Annotated in this window: 1 pseudogene; it reads left to right on the top strand. The window is 62.5% G+C overall.

The features are described 5' to 3' along the window. Positions 1-347 (top strand): annotated as a pseudogene (locus tag D779_RS20795) (IS4 family transposase); the annotation flags it as partial.

Below are 347 nucleotides of genomic sequence, written 5' to 3'. Positions count from 1 at the left end.
AACACCAAAGAGCGCATCGCGCTGATGGAGCGCTTTTTCGCGACCTTCCCGTGTCAGCCAGTGGCCTTCCTGTTGGCCGATCGTGAGTTCGTTGGGCGCGATTGGCTGGCGTATCTCCTGCGGCGCGAGTTGCCATTTCGCTTGCGCCTGAAGGCCAACGTCAACCTCACGTCCACCAAGGGGGCCTATCCGCTGCTGCGCGAATTCCAGACCCTGCCCGTCGGGGGCACACGGGTGTTGCGCCAGCCGCGACGCCTCTGGGGGCAGAAGGTCTTTCTCAGTGCCAAACGCCTGGAAACCAATGAATGGCTGCTCATCGTCAGCGAGTCCTACAGCCGCCAGGCCAT

Origin of the sequence: Imhoffiella purpurea (assembly GCF_000585215.1) — a bacterium.
Taxonomy (GTDB): domain Bacteria; phylum Pseudomonadota; class Gammaproteobacteria; order Chromatiales; family Chromatiaceae; genus Imhoffiella; species Imhoffiella purpurea.
This window is presented reverse-complemented; position numbering and strand designations above follow the sequence as displayed.